13 protein-coding genes are annotated in these 14699 nt (G+C 69.6%); 9 read left to right on the forward strand and 4 right to left on the reverse strand.

Annotated elements, in window-relative coordinates; translation table 11 throughout:
• The first annotated feature begins 29 nt into the window (after positions 1–29).
• The gene (locus ABTW65_RS17075; protein ID WP_350662132.1) at positions 30–569 is read left to right on the forward strand and encodes a DinB family protein; all 540 of its coding nucleotides are present in this window, start codon (positions 30–32) and stop codon (positions 567–569) included.
• Positions 569–1048 (forward strand): GNAT family N-acetyltransferase, encoded by a 480-nt coding sequence (locus ABTW65_RS17080; protein ID WP_350662134.1) that lies wholly within the window; start codon positions 569–571, stop codon positions 1046–1048. The genes ABTW65_RS17075 and ABTW65_RS17080 overlap by 1 nt, the downstream gene beginning before the upstream one ends.
• 2 nt (positions 1049–1050) lie before the next feature.
• On the opposite strand, the gene msrA is transcribed toward ABTW65_RS17080, so the two are convergent.
• Positions 1051–1704, reverse strand: a complete 654-nt coding sequence (msrA, locus tag ABTW65_RS17085; protein WP_350662136.1) for a peptide-methionine (S)-S-oxide reductase MsrA — start codon at positions 1702–1704, stop codon at positions 1051–1053.
• A 104-nt stretch (positions 1705–1808) separates the two neighbouring features.
• Here msrA and ABTW65_RS17090 point away from each other — a divergent pair, with 104 nt between their 5' ends.
• The 5 genes from ABTW65_RS17090 (at position 1809) to greA (ending at position 7720) form a co-directional block, all read left to right on the forward strand.
• Entirely contained in the window at positions 1809–2978 is a 1170-nt protein-coding gene (locus tag ABTW65_RS17090; protein ID WP_350662138.1) for a cystathionine gamma-synthase, read from the forward strand.
• Entirely contained in the window at positions 2965–4332 is a 1368-nt protein-coding gene (locus ABTW65_RS17095) for a glutamate mutase L (RefSeq protein WP_350662140.1), read from the forward strand. Before ABTW65_RS17090 ends, ABTW65_RS17095 begins: the two co-directional genes overlap by 14 nt.
• A gap of 10 nt (positions 4333–4342) precedes the next feature.
• The gene (locus tag ABTW65_RS17100; protein ID WP_350662142.1) at positions 4343–5782 is read left to right on the forward strand and encodes an AI-2E family transporter; all 1440 of its coding nucleotides are present in this window, start codon (positions 4343–4345) and stop codon (positions 5780–5782) included.
• A gap of 1 nt (position 5783) precedes the next feature.
• Complete coding sequence (gene ilvA, locus ABTW65_RS17105; protein ID WP_350662579.1) at positions 5784–6995, forward strand: threonine ammonia-lyase; 1212 nt, start codon at positions 5784–5786, stop codon at positions 6993–6995.
• Positions 6996–7210: 215 nt separating this feature from the next.
• Complete coding sequence (gene greA / locus ABTW65_RS17110) at positions 7211–7720, forward strand: transcription elongation factor GreA (protein WP_350662145.1); 510 nt, start codon at positions 7211–7213, stop codon at positions 7718–7720.
• A gap of 82 nt (positions 7721–7802) precedes the next feature.
• Here the strand turns inward: greA and ABTW65_RS17115 are convergent, their stop codons facing one another.
• Positions 7803–8195: a DUF4307 domain-containing protein gene (locus tag ABTW65_RS17115; RefSeq protein WP_350662147.1), complete on the reverse strand. Its 393-nt coding sequence runs from the start codon at positions 8193–8195 to the stop codon at positions 7803–7805.
• 127 nt (positions 8196–8322) lie between these two features.
• Between ABTW65_RS17115 and mca the strand changes: the two genes are divergently transcribed.
• Positions 8323–9309, forward strand: coding sequence for a mycothiol conjugate amidase Mca (gene mca / locus ABTW65_RS17120; protein WP_350662149.1), 987 nt, complete (start codon positions 8323–8325; stop codon positions 9307–9309).
• 33 nt (positions 9310–9342) lie between these two features.
• Positions 9343–9618, forward strand: a complete 276-nt coding sequence (locus ABTW65_RS17125; protein ID WP_160024995.1) for a hypothetical protein — start codon at positions 9343–9345, stop codon at positions 9616–9618.
• On the opposite strand, the gene ABTW65_RS17130 is transcribed toward ABTW65_RS17125, so the two are convergent.
• Positions 9608–10255: a hypothetical protein gene (locus tag ABTW65_RS17130; RefSeq protein WP_350662151.1), complete on the reverse strand. Its 648-nt coding sequence runs from the start codon at positions 10253–10255 to the stop codon at positions 9608–9610. The two genes, ABTW65_RS17125 and ABTW65_RS17130, sit on opposite strands and share 11 nt — an antisense overlap.
• Positions 10255–14499: a LamG-like jellyroll fold domain-containing protein gene (locus ABTW65_RS17135; protein WP_350662154.1), complete on the reverse strand. Its 4245-nt coding sequence runs from the start codon at positions 14497–14499 to the stop codon at positions 10255–10257. Before ABTW65_RS17135 ends, ABTW65_RS17130 begins: the two co-directional genes overlap by 1 nt.
• Between the last annotated feature and the right edge of the window lie 200 nt (positions 14500–14699).

Raw genomic sequence — 14699 nt, forward strand, 5'->3', positions numbered from 1 at the left:
GGAAACTCGCCACCGCTACCTTGGCGCCCATGACCGAGGCACTCTTCGAGGACACCCGCCATCCGACCGGTGCCCCCTACGTCGCGGACGAGTCCACGACCCTGCGTACGTTCCTCGACTTCCACCGGGCGACCCTGCTCAGGCAGGTCGCGGGCCTCGACCACGAGCAGCTCAACCGCCCCTTCCCGCCCACCACCATGACGCTGGCCGGACTCCTCAAGCACATGGCCTACGTGGAAGACATCTGGTTCGGCGTACGCCTGGCGGGCAACAGCCCGGCCCCGCCGTTCGACACGGCTCCCTGGGACGACGACAAGGACTGGGAGTTCACCAGCGCCTCCGAGGATGACCCCGAGGTGCTGCGCACGCTGCTCCGCTACGCGATCGTCCGCTCCAACGAGCTCACCGACGCAGCGGGCTCCCTCGACCAGATCGCGGTCGGCACGACCCGCGACGGCCAGTCGATCAGCCTGCGCTGGATCCTGGTCCACATGATCGAGGAGTACGCCCGCCACTGCGGCCACGCCGATCTCATGCGCGAGGCCATCGACGGAAAGGTCGATCTCTGATGCAGATCCGCGAAGCGACGGCCGACGACTGGCCGCAGATCTACCCGTTCTGGTCCGAGATCGTGGCGGCGGGGGAGACCTACGCCTACCCCGAGGGCCTCACGTCAGAGGAGGCCAAGGACCTGTGGATGTATGACCACGTGGTCGTCGCGGTCGAGGGCGAGGAGATCTTCGGCAGCGCCAAGATGGGTCCCAACCGCCCGGGCCGCGGCAGCCACATCGGCACCGCTTCGTTCATGGTCTCTCCGAACGCCCGCGGGAAGGGCGTCGGCCGGGCCCTCGGCGAATACTGCGTGAGCTGGCACCGCGAGCAGGGCTTTCACGGCATCCAGTTCAACGCGGTCGTGGAGACCAACACCACCGCCGTACGCCTGTGGAAGTCCCTCGGGTTCCAGATCATCGGGACCGTCCCGGACGCGTTCGACTCGACGTCGTACGGCCGGGTCGGCCTCCACGTGATGTATCTGCCGCTGACCTGACCTCAGGCGTTCGCGGGGAAGGCGATGCCCGTGTTCGCGTGGCAGCGGTAGCCGTTGGGCACGCGGTCCAGGTACTGCTGGTGCGCGGGCTCGGCGGCGTAGAAGGTCGGGACCTCGCGGATCTCGGTGGTGATCTCGCCGTAGCCCCGCCGGGCGATCTCGTCGCCGTAGATCTTGGTCAGCTCCTCAGCGGTCTCCCGCTGCGCGTCGGAGACGTAGTAGAGCGCCGAGCGGTACTGCGTACCGACGTCGTTGCCCTGCCGCATCCCCTGCGTCGGGTCGTGCACCTCGAAGAACTTCTTGACGAGGTCCGCGTAGGAGACCACGGTGGGGTCGAAGACGACCCGGACCGCCTCGGTGTGGTTGGTCTGACCGCTGCAGACCTCGTCGTAGGTCGGGTTGGCCGTGGTGCCGCCCTGATAGCCGACGGCGGTCGAGTAGACCCCCGGCGTCTGCCAGAAGATCTCCTCGGCACCCCAGAAACAGCCGAGACCGAAGTACGCCACCTCGGCCCCCTCCGGCGCGGTGCCGTCCTCGGGGGAGGCGAGCAGCGGAGTCCCCAGTACGCGGTGCTTGGCGGGCAGGTCGAAGAGGGCCTGGTCGCGCCCGGCGAGGGTGCGGTCCGCGGGGAAGAGTTGGGTCGGTCGACCGAACATGAGTGACCTCCAGAAAGTCAGGGTTGCTACCAGTCTCCAACACAGTTCGACGCGCGAACGTTCCCGGATGGGCGGCGAGGTGGGATCGGACGTAGGCTCGGCGTGTGAGCGAGCAGCAGCACCTCGGCAAGGCCGGTTTCGAGACCAAGGCGATCCACGCGGGCTACGAGCCCGACCCGACGACGGGTGCGGTGATCCCGCCGATCTACGCCACCACGACCTACAAGCAGGACGGCGTCGGCGGCCTGCGCAACGGCTATGAGTACAGCCGCTCCGCCAACCCGACCCGCACCGCGCTCGAGGGCGCGCTGGCGGCGGTCGAGGAGGGCGAGAAGGGGTTCGCCTTCGCCTCCGGCCTGGCTGCCGAGGACACCCTGATCCGCAGCCTGATGCGGCCCGGTGACCACATGGTCATCCCCGACGACGCCTACGGCGGCACGCACCGGCTGATCGACAAGGTCGAGAGCCAGTGGGGGATCGCGCACACCCCGGCCCAGGTCGCCGACGTCGACGCGGTCGCGGCCGCGATCCAGCCGGGCAAGACCAAGGTCGTCTGGGTCGAGACGCCGACCAACCCGCTGCTCAACATCGCCGACATCTCGGCCCTGGCCACCGTCGCCCACGAGGCCGGCGCGCTGCTGGTCGTCGACAACACCTTCGCCAGCCCCTACCTGCAGCAGCCGCTCACCCTCGGTGCCGACGTGGTGGTGCACTCCACGACGAAGTACGTCGGTGGCCACTCCGACGTCGTCGGTGGCGCCGTGATCGTGCGTGACCTCGGGCTCGCCGAGAAGATCGGCTACCTCCAGAACGCCGCCGGCGCGATCGCCGACCCGTTCGGCGCCTGGCTGACGCTGCGTGGCCTCAAGACCCTGGCCGTACGCATGGACCGCCACTGCGACAACGCCGAGCGCGTGGCCGACTTCCTGACCTCGCACCCGAAGGTCGGCGAGGTCATCTACCCGGGCCTGGAGACGCACCCCGGCCACACGACCGCCCAGAAGCAGATGAAGCGGTTCGGCGGCATGATCTCCTTCCGCGTCACCGGCGGGGAGGCCGCTGCGCTCGCCGTGTGCGAGCGCACCAAGATCTTCACGCTGGGCGAGTCGCTCGGTGGTGTCGAGAGCCTGATCGAGCACCCGGGGCGGATGACGCACGCGTCCGTCGCGGGCACCGACCTCGAGGTGCCGGCCGACCTGGTGCGGCTCTCCGTCGGGATCGAGAACGCCGAGGACCTGGTCGCGGACCTCGAGCAGGCCCTTGACCAGAGCTGACCCGCCACAGACCGCCGTCTGCGTCGACTTCGGCTCCACCTGGACCAAGGCGCTCCACGTCGACCTCGTCTCCGGCGAGATCCTCGGCACCGCGAGCGCCCCGACGTCGCTGCACGAGGTGATGGAGGCGTACGACGCCTGCCTGGCCGCGCTCACCGAGAAGGACTCCCGGACGGCCGACGCCGAGATCCTCGCCTGCTCCTCCGCGGGCGGTGGGCTCCGGATCGCCGTGGTGGGCAACGAGGAGCTGGTGACCGCCGAGGCCGGGCGACGTGTGGCGCTGTCCAGCGGCGGCAAGGTCGTCGCAGTGGTCGCGACCGCGGATCGTGAAGCCGAGAGTGACCTAGGGGCCACCCTCGGCCTCACAACCCCCGACCTCGTGCTGCTCACCGGCGGCACCGACGGGGGCAACCGGGACGCCGTCGTCTCGGCCGCACGCGAGCTGGCCGCGGCCGGCTGGCGTGGACCGGTGGTCGTGGCGGGCAACCGCGAGGCGAACTCGGAGATCGACGAGATCCTGGCCGAGGTTCCCCATGTGACCTGCGACAACGTCGTTCCGAAGATCGGCGTGCTGGCGCCCGAGAGCGCCCGCGCGGCGGTCCGGGAGATGTTCCTCGAGCACGTGATCGGCGGCAAGAACCTCAGCAGGCGGGCCGACTTCCGGCGGATCGTCCAGGGGGCGACGCCCGATGTCGTGCTCCAGGGAGTCGAGACGCTGGCCGAGGTGCTCGGCGAGGACGTGGTCGTCGTCGACGTCGGCGGAGCCACGACCGACGTGCACAGCGTGGTCCGCCCCGATCCCGAGGCAGAGCATGTACGCGAGGAGGTCGTCGCCGTCACTCCGGTGACCCGGACCGTCGAGGGCGATCTGGGCATGCGCTGGTCGGCGACCACGACCCTCGCCGCGGCCGACCACTCCGACCCGAGTCTCGCCGAGTCGGACCTCTCCGGCGAGGTCGAGCATCGACGCAACCACCCGGGCTGGCTGCCGCGCACCGAGCAGGACAGAGACATCGACGAGCTCCTGGCGAGGATCGCGATCTCCACGGCCCTGCAGCGGCACGCGGGACGGTCCCGGGTCGTCCTGGCCCCGGGCGGCAAGGTCATCGAGCGCACCGGCACCGACCTGCGCCGGGTGGGCGTGGTGATCGGCTCGGGCGGCGTACTCCGGCACGGTCGCCGGGGCATCGAGGAGCGGGTGATGCGCTGGTCGGCTCGCGGTGGATGGCAGCTCCCGGAGTCGCCGCTGCGGGCGGTCGACGGCGACTACGTGCTCGCCGCGGTGGGCATGCTCGCGAGGTCGCATCCCGCGACGGCAAGGCGCCTTGCGACCCACCTCACACCTTCCCGGTAGCCTCTGTCAGGTGACAGATCAGGGGGATGTTCCCGGTGCCGAGAAGCGGAGCGCCAAGGATGGCCTCGAGCGGATGAGGGGCGCGTTCAGACGCAGCCGAGAGGCGCGTGAGGCAGAGCGCTTCGCCCAGGACGAGGCCGACGCGCGCGAGTCGGCCGAGGTGGCCAAGGAGGCCGCTGCGGAGGCCCGTGAGTCGGCCGAGAACTTCGCGCTGCGGCTCGTCAACCAGTTCGAGCGCTTGCGCGAGGAGCGCCAGGAGCAGCTGGCCGCCCCAGAGCCGGTGACGACGCCCAAGGCTGTCAGCCGCACCTACGTCCCCTACGGCGTCGAGCTGTCCGCGCAGTGGGCCTGGCGGTTCCTGGTGATCGTCGCCGCCGGCTACCTCATCGTCCGCGCCCTCGGCTTCCTCAGCATCGTCGTGGTCCCGGTGGTCATCGCGCTGCTGATCGCCGCGCTCGTCTCCCCGGTCGTCCACGGCCTGGCCCGGATAGGGCTCAAGCGGAGCATCTCGGCCCTCTTCGTGGTGATCGGCGTGCTCGTGGTGGTCATCGCCATGCTCAGCTTCGCCGGCACGCAGGTAGCCAACGGCTTCAACGACCTGGCCGGGCAGACCGTCAAGGCGCTCGACGAGATCCGCGACTGGCTGATCAACGGCCCGTTCAACGCGAGCGAGACCCAGATCGACACCTGGCTCAACACGGTGCAGACCACGCTCGAGGACTGGGCCGCGGCGTACGCCTCCAACCCGTTCTCCCGGGTCAGCGAGGTCGGCGGGGTCGCCCTCGACGTCTTCGCCGGTCTGTTCATCGTGCTCTTCTCCACCTACTTCTTCTGCGCCGAGGGCGAGCGGATCTGGGGCTGGCTGGTCCGGCTCGCGCCGCGGGCCGCACGCAGCCGGATGGACAGCTCGGGCCGGGTCGCGTGGGTCTCGCTGACCCAGTTCACCCGGGCCACGGTCATCGTGGCCGCGGTCGACGCGGTCGGCATCATGATCATCGCCGCGGCCCTGCAGGTCCCGTTCGTGGTGGCGATCGGCGTGCTCGTCTTCCTGAGCTCGTTCGTACCCCTGATCGGTGCCACCGTCGCCGGCGCGGTCGCCGTGCTCGTCGCGCTCGTCTCCCAGGGGCCGGTGACGGCGCTGCTGATGCTCGGTGGCGTGATCCTGGTCCAGCAGCTCGAGGCCCACGGCCTGCAGCCGTTCCTGCTCGGCCGCTGGGTGCGGGTCCACCCGCTCGGCGTCATCCTCGCGGTCGCGACCGGCATCGTGCTCGGTGGCGTGGCCGGTGCGCTCGTGGCCGTGCCGCTGGTGGCCGCCCTCAATGCGGTGGCCAACCATCTGACCGCCACGGCTCCGACCCAGGCGCAGGCGCCGACTTCGCCTCCGTCCCCGCTGCCGGCCAACGGCCCGACCTCCCCACCCCCGCCGAGCCCAGGAGCAGGCAGTGCCTGAGATGCATGGTCAGCCGACGTACGAGGACATCATCGAGGCCCGCGAGCTGCTGCGCGACCACATCACCGAGACGCCAGTCCAGGGAGCCCGCTGGCTCACCGACATGATCGGCGACACGGTCATCCTCAAGTGCGAGAACCTGCAACGTACGGGCTCCTTCAAGGCCCGCGGAGCCTTCGTACGCATCGCCCGGCTGACCGATGAGCAGCGCAAGAACGGGGTGGTGGCCGCGAGCGCGGGCAACCACGCCCAGGGCGTCGCGCTGGCCGCGACGACCCTCGGCATCCCGTCCACCGTGTTCATGCCCGAGGGCGCGCCGATCCCGAAGGAGAAGGCCACACGTGCCTATGGCGCGGAGGTGATCTTCGAGGGGCAGTACGTCGACCAGTGCCTCGAGGCCGCGATGGCCTTCGCCGAGCGCACCGGCGCCGTGATGATCCACCCCTTCGACCATCCCGACGTCGTCGCGGGCCAGGGCACGATCGGGCTCGAGATCCTCGAGCAGACGCCGGACGTGAAGACGGTCGTCATCCCGCTCGGCGGTGGTGGTCTGCTCGCCGGTGCGGCGCTCGCGATCAAGGCGAAGCACCCCGATGTGAAGGTGATCGGTGTGCAGGCCGAGACCGCCGCCGCCTACCCGGTCTCGCTGCGCGAGGGCCGCCCGATCCGGCTCGACAAGATGCCGACGATGGCCGACGGCATCGCGGTCGGCCTGCCGGGGGAGACCAACTTCCCGATGATCCAGGCCTACGTCGACGAGATCCGTACGGTCTCGGAGGAGGCGATCTCGAGCGCGCTGCTGGCGCTCGCCGAGCGGGCCAAGCTCGTCGTCGAACCAGCCGGCGCGGTCGGCGTGGCCGCCCTGATGGACGCGCCCGAGGCCTTCGAGGGCCCTGTCGTGGTGGTGCTCTCCGGCGGCAACATCGACCCGCTCCTGCTCGGCAAGGTGATCCAGCACGGCATGACGCTGGCCGGGCGCTATCTGCCGGTCGCGGTGACGATCCCCGACCAGCCCGGCGCCTTGGCGACCTTGCTGTCGGTGATCGGCGACACCGGAGCCAACGTCATGGAGGTGGTGCACTCGCGCACCAACCCCGGACTACGGCTCGCCGAGGTCGGTGTGCAGCTCCAGCTGGAGACCCGGGGCCAGAACCATGCCGAGCGGGTGCTCGAGCAGCTGCGCAGCAAGGGATATCCCGCGATCAGCCCCTGACGTTCCGTGGAACGGTCCCGAGGTCAGATTGCGCAACGTTTCGGTCGCGAACTGTCTTCGGGTGTGGTTGCCTTGTTAAACTGAACCTTCTGACAATCTCCCGCGGAACGTTCAGCTGGGTGAAACACGCCCGCTCAGCAGGGAGAAAAGGCGCCGGTTGATGGGGGTTGACCGGCGCCCCTTACCTATTCACTACCCATCAGGAGTAACTCGCTATGACTCAGTCGACCGAGACCACGGCTGCCACTATCTGGCTCAGCAAGGGTGCATTCGACAAGCTCACCGCGGAGTTGGAATACCTGAAGGGCCCCCGACGCCAGGAGATCCTTGCCGAGATCAGCTCCGCCCGCGACGAAGGTGACCTCAAGGAGAATGGCGGCTACCACGCCGCGCGCGAGGAGCAGGGCAAGCTCGAGGGTCAGATTCAGCAGCTCGAAGCACTGCTGCGCAAGGCCGACACCACCGTCCCCGAGGACGACGGTGTCGTCTCGGTCGGAAAGCTGGTCACGTTCAAGTTCGAGGGCGATGACGACGACGAGGCCGAGACCCGCCTCATCGCCTCGATCGAGATGAAGGAGTACGCAGGCGGCCTCGAGATCTCCTCGGCCGCCTCGCCCATCGGCGCTGCCCTGATCGGTGCCAGCGCCGGTGACACCGTGACCTACGAGGGTCCTCGCGGGCCGCTCAAGGTCGAGATCCTGAAGACTGAGGTTTTCACCGCGTAGGGATACCCGGTTAACCGGTGATTCCTGCACTTCTCTGGCAATGCAATGCCAGAGAAGTGCAGGGATTGCCTGAGAAGTACGGTCACTCGACCGTGCAGTCACCCCACTCGACCCGCAGCGCGCGGCGCTCGGTCGGGATGGTGATCGTCTGGCGCCCCTCGGTGGCGGTGAACTCGAGGTGGCCCACCTTCTCCTCCTGGTCGTCCTCGGCCTCGACGGTGCAGACCGGCTTGGCGTCCTTGTCGTGAAGGCGTACGACGAAGGTCACCTCGACCTCGTTCTCGCTGACGGCCTCCCACTTCTCCAGGCCGGAGGAGACCTCGGGGTGCAGGGCCAGCCACAGCGCCCAGCCGAACCAGCCGACGATCGCCACGAGGGCGAGGACCAGGGCGACCATGAGTACGCCCGGGCGACGGCGCGGGCCGCGGCCGTAGCGGGCCGCGATGCGGGTTTCTTCGGCTGACGGCGTGCTCACAGGAAACATGGTCCCACCTCGCCGAAGGAGACCGCACATCCGTCCCCGGACGCCTACCACCAAAGTTGTCCGCGGAGTGGGAGCGGGTAACCGATCCGTGAGACAGAGCGTGGTTAGGATTGAACTCATGCCAGAACAGCTCCAGCAGGCGTTTCGCCTGATGCACGTTCACGCGCACCCCGACGACGAGTCGAGCAAGGGCGCCGGGATCACCGCGAAGTACGTCGCCGAAGGGGTCGACGTCCATGTCGCGACGTGTACGGGCGGCGAGCGGGGCGACATCCTCAACCCGAAGATGGAGCGCCCCGGGATCCTGGAGAACATCCACGAGATCCGCCGCGAGGAGATGCATCGCGCCCGCGACATCCTCGGCATCAAGCAGGACTGGCTCGGCTTCGTCGACTCCGGTTGGGTCGAGGAGTTCATGCTGGTCGAGGAGATGGGGGCCAAGGACTGGTCGCTGCTCCCCGAAGGCTGCTTCGGCCGGACGCCGCTCGAGGTGAGCACGCGCCGGCTCGTCGAGATCATCCGCGCCTTCCGGCCGCACGTGGTCACGACGTACGACGAGAACGGGGGCTACCCGCACCCGGACCACATCATGTGCCACCGGGTCTCGGTGGAGGCGTTCCGGGCGGCGGGCGACCCAGATCTGTTCCCGGATGCGGGCGAGCCGTGGCAGCCGCTGAAGCTCTACTACAGCCACACCTTCAACTACCCCCGGATGATCGCCCTGCACGATGCGATCACGCGTCACGGCCTCGCCTCGCCGTACGAGGACCGCCTCGAGAGCTGGAAGCCGGATCCGGGCTGGGACGAGCGGGTCACCACGAAGGTCGAGTGCGCCGAGTTCTTCGGTGTACGTGACCAGGCCCTGCTCGCGCACGCCACCCAGATCGACCCCGACGGCCCCTGGTTCGCGGTGCCCCGGGAGATCGAGAAGGAGGCCTGGCCGACCGAGGACTACGAGCTGGTGACCTCCTACGTGCCGGTGCCCGAGGCGGAGAAGCGTGAGGAGACCGATCTCTTCGCCGGTCTCGACGTCTCCACCGCCGACGACGAGGGCAAGGCCGCGGTCGGACGCGACATCAGCTTCGGCAAGGTCGTCACCGCCTGAGGTTTCCTCAGGTACAAGTGAGACAATGTCGGTATGTCCGGCCTCCCGATGACGACGCACACCCTGCACACCTCACAGCCCGCTCCTGAGCCCACCCCGCCGCAGGACGAGGACGTGGTCGCGGGCTGGACCGCCTTCGGCATCTTCATCGCGCTCTGCGTCGCCGTCGCGGTGATCGCGTGGAGCATGCTGCGTCAGTTCAAGAAGGTCGAGAAGGCCAAGGTCGAGGGTGTCTTCGGCGAGGAGGCCCAGGCCGAGGCGATCGCCCAGCAGGCCGCCAAGGACGAGATCAAGAAGCTCAAGCGCTAGCTTGCCGGCGGCGCCGCACGAGCCACCACCCGCCGGCACCGACCAGCGCGATCGCGCCGAGGGTGCCGCCGAGCTGGAGCAGTGCGCTGAGTCCGGTCGCCGCAGCCCGCGACTCGTCGAGCGTCCAGCCGTGGGAGCGGGTGGTCCCTGCGTACGCCGCCTTCTGACCGTTCGGCCCCGAGGCCATGGTCTGGTACGCCGGGTGCAGGTCGGTCATCATGTCGATCTCGATCTTCGTGGCGGAGGCCAGTGACGGGCAGTCGAAGGTGACCGTGGTGCCATCGGTGATCAGGTCCTCGCCCGCCTCGACCGACCCGTCGCAGCCCTCGATCCGGATGTGGTCGAGCACGTAGTCGGCGTAGGCCTCCGACCGCGCCAGCGCCTTCTCGTCGCCGGGCTCGTAGAGGACGACGCCGTCGAGCGTCATCCGGTCCGGCGGCAGCGCGCCGACCTGCACGGCGAGGTAGGCGATGTCGTCGGTGGCCCCGAATCGCCAGGTCACCTTGGGAGCGCCGGTGGTGCCGGCGATCGTCGCGGTCTGCGGTGCCCCGAACGGATGAGCGGAGGCGGGCAGGCCCGCGGTGGCCGCCAGCAGGATGCCGGCGACCACCGCGAGAGCCCGGAGCAGACGAGCCACTAACGCTGCCTGACCGTCAGCGTGAGGTTCGTCGTCGCTGGTGCATGCGTCTCGTCACCCGGGTAGAAGACCTGCACCTGGTGACGGCCCGGCGGGGGCATCACGTCGACCTCGCACTCGGCGACCCCGCGCCGCACCCGAGCCTCGCACAGGACGTCCTCACCGATGAGGAACTGCACCGTCCCGGTGGCGCTTCGCGGCGCGACCGACGTACGCAACACCAGGTCCCGTCCGAAGCGGACCGTGATGTCCTTCGCGGTGAGCGTGACCGGGGTCAGGTCCGGCACGTCGGCCTCCTCCACGACGACCGCGCGCGAGGCGACGGCCTGGTTGCCGTTGGAGTCGGTGACCGTGTAGGTCAGCGGGTAGGCGCCCGGCGTGTTCACATCGACGCTGCCGGAGACCTGGATGCTGCCGGTGAGGTCACCGTCGGTGTTGTCGGTCGCGCTGACGCCGTCCAGCGGGTCGAACTCCGCGCCCACCTCGATCGTCGTCGAGGCCGGGACCGTGAGCACCGGCGGCGTCGCGTCGGTGCCGGCCGCGGTGGCCAGGAAGACGCCGCCGAACTGGTCGATCGAGCCGAGCGTCTGGGCCTCACCGGTGCGGGAGGTCGAGGTCCAGGCGTACACCTGGCCCTCGGTCAGCCCGGCCCACTCCACCGTCGCCGGCCAGCCCGAACGCGCGGTGTCGGTGCCGATCACGGTGTCGGTCGGGGTGACCACCGTCAGCGCGTCGGTCTTGAAGGACGTACGCCTGGTGGAGAGGTCCACAGGCAGCGTCAGGTTGTCCTCGGCCCCGTTGTAGCGGTGTCGGTCGTCGTACTCCGTCGCTCCGAAGTCGTCCAGGTGCGGGGAGTAGGTGTCGATCGACATCTCGGCGCGCTCGGTGTCGAACTGCAGCAGGCGCAGGTAGGAGGCGCCGAACTGCAGTAGGTCGGTCGACTTGTGGTCGACGGTCCCGTCACCGTTCAGGTCGATGTTGCCGGAGGCGTCGACCGAGTCGGGGAAGAGCTCACCGGCGGTCACCTTGTAGAACTGGTAGTCGGCGAGCAGTTCCACGACGTTGTGGGAGACCGTGGCGCCGATGCCGCGCTTGAGGTTGGTGCCGACGCCGTGCTCGTGGCCGGCGAGGACCAGGAACACGTTGGGGTTGGCCTCCACGACCTGGTCGAACAGCCGGGAGCCGTCGGTGGAGAAGTTGGCTCCACGCCCGTCGGGAGCCGAGGAGGGCGCCAGGTAGGCGTGGGTGCTCAGGATGCCGTTGCGGTCCGGGAAGCGGGCGAAGATCTCGCTCGCCCAGGCCGCCTCCTCCGGGGTGACGCCGTAGGAGAGGCCGACGGCGACGAAGTCGAGCCCGCCGGCGGAGAAGAGCACGTAGTTGTTCTGGTTGTCCGTGCCCGGCGTGACCACGTTGCCGGAGGCGTCGGTCTCCTCGTCCCAGGCGTGGTAGGACGCGCCCTCGGGCCACGCCTGCGCCGCGTCGTAATAGCGCGACGGGCTGAAGTAGCGGCTGAACCGCGACTGCGCCCCGGTCTCGCGGCCACCCTGGTTGTCGTGGTTGCCCGCGACCACCTGGTTGACCACGCCCGCCTCGTCGAGGATCCCCTGCGCGCCCGAGGTGAACTCGAACTCGCGGGTGATCTGCTCGTCGAGCCCCGGGTAGAGCAGGTTGCCGTTGGCGTCGGTCGCCAGCGGGTCCTTGGTGTCGTTCTCGGTCACGTCACCGGTGTGCGAGGTGAACGCGATCTTGCGCTGGTCGGCGTTGTCGCGGATCCACTCGGTCTCGGCGCGGTAGGCGCGCTGCCACACCGCCTGCTCCTCGACCAGCTGCACGTCCGAGGGCTCCTCGATCCCGTTGAAGTTCTCGTACGTCCCACCGGCCGCACCCTCGGCGATGTACTGGGTGTCGGTGAAGTGGGCGAAGGAGAAGTCGTAGTCCTCGGGGTTCTCGAAGTGGTCCTTGTCGGCGGCGGCCGAGTCGTCGCGCGGCGAGAGGTCGTCGGCGAACGGGTCGATGCCGGTCACCAGGACGTGCACGACGCCGTTGTCGACGTGAGCGGCCAGTGCCCGGCCCTGCAGCGTGGTGTCGCCGTCGGCGATCCCGCGGCCGGAGGCGAGCTCGTCCCAGCGGCTCTCGACGGTGTTCCACACCCGCAGCGAGACCGAGCGGGCCGGGTCGGCCGTGCCGGTCCAGACCACGTGGCGACGCGAGTCTGAGGCCGGGACGGAGACGTCGTAGCGCTGGAACGGGATCAGCTTGCTCGAAGCGCTGTCGGTGGTCTGCCCGTCCGGCTTCTGGCTCCCGGCGATCGTCTCGGGGGAGGAGTAGTCGAACTCGAGCGCGCTCGGGAGCACCGGCACGACGCCCTGGACGCCGCCGTCGGCGACCGATGCGGAGGCCGCCTTGAAGGTGGTGGTCACGTCCGAGCCGTCGGGGCTGTTGGCGATCGCGGAGAGCGTCACCCTCCCCTTGCCCTGGCCCGTGTCGGTGCCGCCGCCGGTCGGGATGGCGTCGGAGGTGAACGTCGAGGTGTGCGCGACCGGCCGTCCGAAGACGTCCTTCGCAGTGATCTCGATGGTGTGCTCGCCGCGAGCGAGGCCTGCGCCGATCTCCTGGCCGGGCCGGATCGGGTCGCCGTCGAGCGTGTAGGTCCAGCCGGAGGCGTTGCCCTGGTTGGTGATGTCGACGGCGAACTCGGTCGGCGTGGTGATGTGCGAACCGGCCGCAGGGGTGGTGCCGTTGACGACCACTCCGGCGTCGCGTACGTCACCGAGCGCGGCCACGTTGAGGGCGTTGGCCTGGTCGGCGGTGAGCACGTCGGTGAAGATCCGCGCGGTGCGCACGGTGACGGGCGACCAGAACTGGTTGACCGAGTCGGCCCCGACGTAGAAGGAGTTGAGGGCGTTGCCGCCGGGACGGGTCAGCGGAGCGGGCGCTGCGATCTGAGCGGCGAGCTGACCGTCGACGTACAGCCGGGCGGTCGAGCCGTCCCAGGTGCCGACGGCGTGGTACCAGCGGCCGGACTCGATCTCGACCTGGGCGTTGCGGTAGGCGCCGCCGGCGTGGACCGCGAAGGTCAGCTTGCCGCTGTAGACGACGATCGAGTAGCCGCCGCCCTCCTTCTCCGAGCAGATCGAGTGCTCGGTCCCGTTGGGGAAGGTGCCGTTGTCCTTGAAGGTGCACTCGATCGAGACCTGCTCGTCGATCTGGTCCCAGGCAGTGGAGCCCATCGCATAGGCGTACGCGTCGTTGGAGCCGTCGAAGGAGGCGACCTTGGCGTCCAGTGCGGTGTCGTCGGAGATCACCGGCTCGCCGACCGTGGTCACGGCGCGGCCGGTGTCGTCGGCCGGGGTGCCGTCGTCGAAGTCGACGTCGAGCACGTCCGCGGCCGGGACGGGGGGAGCGGTGTCGTAGGAGCCGGCCAGCGCCGCGGCCTCGGCATCGGTCACCGCCCGGGCGAAGAGAGAGGCAGCGGCGAACGAGGCGGGCGGGGCCGGCTGGCCGATCCCGGTGGGGGACGAGTCGGCGCCGACCACGAAGCGGCGCGAGGTCGCGGCCGGGGCCTGCAGCGCGCCGGTGGCGGCCGTCGAGCCGGCCTTGGTGCCGTTGACGTACAGGTTCAGCCGCTGGCCGTCCCAGACCGAGAGCACGTGGTACCAGCGGTTGGCCGTGATCGGGGTCAGCACCGTCTTGTAGCCGCCGCCGATATGGGCCATCGTGCCCAGGTTGGAGCCGGTCACGTAGACCGAGTAGCCGCCCGCCTCCTTGTTGGAGCAGAGGTCCTTCTCGTTGGTGGTGGGCAGCGTGGTCTCGACCCGGAAGACGCACTCGATGGTGAAGCCCTGCTGCAGGTCGGCCCACGGGTCGTGCTCGACGGAGACCGCGTCGTCGGTGCCGTCGACGGTCATGACGTCGGTCGGCGTCTCGGCGAGGCTGTCGTCGGTGCCGTACGTCGGCGCACCCCAGGTGCGCGGCTCGAGCGACTGGGCGCGCTCGTGCGGGGCGCCGCTGTCGAAGTCGATGTCGAGTACGTCGGGTGTCGGGGCGTCCACGGTCGCCAGCGCGGCGCGCGGCGGTCCGGTCAGCGGTGCGCCGACGGCGGTGTAGCTCGCCGCGCTGGCGGAGGTGACGGCGTCACCGGGCAGGGCGGCGATGACACCACCCGCGAGGGCCAGACCGGCGGCCACGGCGACGAGTCGCCTCCGTCCGGGTCTGGCGAGGCTGGCACTCGTTGGTGCGAACACGATGCTCCTTGGGGTCGTGCGGCATGACGTGCGGCATCGCCCGAGGTGCCGAACGGCCGAGGCACACGCCCGGCCATTGGCTGAGGATCCTGAGATCCGGTGAACGTGGCCGAGCGCCGCTGTTGACGCCCGTCTGTCCGGTTGGTAAACGCTTGCCTCAGCCGTATCCGGCGACGAAACTCTGTGCCATCGTTTGCGCC

This window comes from Nocardioides sp. NPDC127503 (assembly GCF_040302165.1).
Taxonomy (GTDB): domain Bacteria; phylum Actinomycetota; class Actinomycetes; order Propionibacteriales; family Nocardioidaceae; genus Nocardioides.

Coding starts and splice junctions, on each gene's coding strand:
- ABTW65_RS17075 (WP_350662132.1), top strand. CDS start 30: ATGACCGAGGCACTCTTCGAGGACACCCGCCATCCGACCGGTGCCCCC.
- ABTW65_RS17080 (WP_350662134.1), top strand. CDS start 569: ATGCAGATCCGCGAAGCGACGGCCGACGACTGGCCGCAGATCTACCCG.
- msrA (WP_350662136.1), bottom strand. CDS start 1,704: ATGTTCGGTCGACCGACCCAACTCTTCCCCGCGGACCGCACCCTCGCC.
- ilvA (WP_350662579.1), top strand. CDS start 5,784: ATGCATGGTCAGCCGACGTACGAGGACATCATCGAGGCCCGCGAGCTG.
- greA (WP_350662145.1), top strand. CDS start 7,211: ATGACTCAGTCGACCGAGACCACGGCTGCCACTATCTGGCTCAGCAAG.
- mca (WP_350662149.1), top strand. CDS start 8,323: ATGCCAGAACAGCTCCAGCAGGCGTTTCGCCTGATGCACGTTCACGCG.
- ABTW65_RS17125 (WP_160024995.1), top strand. CDS start 9,343: ATGTCCGGCCTCCCGATGACGACGCACACCCTGCACACCTCACAGCCC.